The sequence below is a fragment of the Pseudomonas sp. P5_A2_2 genome, from assembly GCF_054177685.1.
This window is the reverse complement of the sequence record NZ_JBGCUL010000766.1, coordinates 1-2,185: the sequence shown is the minus strand read 5'-3', so window position 1 is coordinate 2,185 and position 2,185 is coordinate 1. Positions and strand designations below refer to the sequence as shown.

General features: G+C 60.7%; 3 protein-coding genes. 1 reads left to right on the top strand and 2 read right to left on the bottom strand.

Annotated elements, in window-relative coordinates:
• A partial coding sequence (locus ACXRVY_RS25370) for a hypothetical protein (protein WP_458238565.1) occupies positions 1 to 185 on the bottom strand: 185 nt, incomplete at its 3' end.
• On the bottom strand, positions 182 to 1,114 hold the full coding sequence (locus ACXRVY_RS25365; protein WP_223459699.1) for an ABC transporter substrate-binding protein: 933 nt from the start codon (positions 1,112 to 1,114) through the stop codon (positions 182 to 184). The genes ACXRVY_RS25370 and ACXRVY_RS25365, both read right to left, overlap by 4 nt.
• Positions 1,115 to 1,388: 274 nt before the next feature.
• On the opposite strand from ACXRVY_RS25365, the gene ACXRVY_RS25360 reads away from it, so the two are divergent.
• Positions 1,389 to 2,185: NAD(P)H-dependent glycerol-3-phosphate dehydrogenase (locus ACXRVY_RS25360; protein WP_458238564.1), on the top strand; the 797-nt coding region annotated here is incomplete at its 3' end.

Below are 2,185 nucleotides of genomic sequence, written 5' to 3'. Positions count from 1 at the left end.
CCGTACTCGGTGGCCGGGGCCAGTTGATTGGCGATCAACTGGCCGGTGTGGGTGATTTCCTGACGCAGATCCTGGATACGCACGAACGTGAAGAAGCTGATCAGCATCAAGGTCAGCAGCAGTGCAGGGCCGAGGCTGATGAGTTGGGTGCGGGTGCTGATGTCCCAGCGACGGCGCAAGTTCATGGGCGGCGTTCTCCTTCAGCCAGCAACGTGGCGACCGACGCGTCGTTTATCTGTTCGATACCCAATGAACGCGCCACCTGCGGATTGCTCGCGACCTTGAATCGATGGGGATAGTGCGTGCGCGGCCAGGTGGTCGGTGGCCGGTCGAGCAACTCGTCGAGGATCGCCAGCCAGTCGCTCTGATCGCTGTAGGTGCTGGCCAGGCTTGCGGCCTTGACGAAACCTGCGTTGGGTCCGATCAGCGCCATTTGCCGTGAGTAGCTGCTCAGCAGCAGGTTCTTTGCGGTTTGCGGGTTGTACAGGTCGGCATCGTCCAGGCCCAGCAACACGTCGCTGTTATTCAGCAGGGCCTGTAACGGATGACTGTCGTGAATGTTGTCCCAGCGCTGGGTGACCACCTCCAGACCCAAGGGGAGGGCGGCATTACGCAGCTCATTCAACAGAAATTCACTGTGGTTGTGGTAGAGCACGCCGATGCGTTTGGCTTCGGGCAACAGGGTGTGGGCCAAGCGCAACTGGCGGTCCAGTGGTGGATCGCTCCATAGCAGGGAAAGGTGTGCAGGCAGCGTGTTGTTCAAGCGTTGCCGGGCTTGCAGGCGGCTGATGCGCAACACCAGTGTCGCCGGGCCCCGGCTGTCCTGCAGGCGCCAGTCGAGGCTCGGCAGGTCGAGCAGTATCAAGCGGATGTTTTCAGGCAGCTTGTCAGGAATCGGCAAACTCGCCAGTGTCTGGAAGCGTACGTTATCGTTCGGTCGCAACTCGCTCAGGGCCTGGGTGAACGCCCGCACATCGGGGCTGTCTTCGGCACCCGTGAGCAAAATGTCGGCCGCGTTACCCGGCAGGCTACCGAACAAGCTGCTGAACAATAGACAAAGCACGGCCAGCAGCCGGCGCAGGGACGGCGTTTTCCAGGCTGGGCAATACGACATATTAAAGCGCCAGCCCCGGCGAGCTGAAAATCAGCGCCAGTACCAGGGGCGAATGCGGTGAAGGAGCACCCGGAGACACAACACATCCCAGTCAGTGATTGATGGCGCGCATGTTAACCGAGCCGAATGACTTTTCCATTCACGATGTCCGCATTTTCCTCGGTTTTATTGGTCTTCTTCCCACAACTGCCGGTATTTGACGTCGGGGCTGGCCGCCGATGGGCTGCCCCGTATAATGCCGACATCGCCACTGGTATGGATTAACGGATTGCATATGACTGAGCAGCGCCCGATTGCGGTCCTGGGAGGCGGAAGTTTTGGAACCGCCGTGGCTAATCTGCTGGCCGAAAATGGGCTTCAGGTCCTTCAGTGGATGCGTGACCCCGAACAGGCCGAGGCCATGCGGGTCAATCGCGAAAACCCGCGTTACCTCAAAGGCATCAAGATTCTGCCCGGCGTCACGCCGGTCACCGACCTGCAAGCCACCCTGGACGCCTGTGACCTGTGTTTTGTCGCATTGCCCTCCAGCGCGCTGCGCTCGGTGCTGGTGCCGCACGCCGAACGGTTGACCGGTAAATTACTGGTGAGCCTGACCAAAGGCATCGAAGCCCACACATTCAAACTGATGAGCGAGATCCTCGAAGAGATCGCCCCGCAGGCCCGCATCGGCGTCCTGTCCGGACCCAACCTGGCCCGTGAAATCGCCGAACATGCACTGACCGCCACGGTGGTCGCCAGTGAAGACGAAGAACTCTGCCAGCAGGTTCAGGCCGCGCTGCACGGCCGCACCTTTCGTGTTTACGCCAGCGCCGACCGTTTCGGTGTGGAGCTGGGCGGGGCATTGAAAAACGTTTACGCGATCATCGCCGGCATGGCGGTGGCGCTGGGCATGGGGGAAAATACCAAGAGCATGCTGATCACCCGGGCATTGGCGGAAATGACTCGCTTTGCGGTGAATCAGGGCGCCAACCCGATGACCTTCCTGGGGCTTGCGGGCGTGGGCGATCTGATCGTGACCTGTTCATCGCCCAAGAGCCGCAACTATCAGGTCGGCTTCGCCCTCGGCCAGGG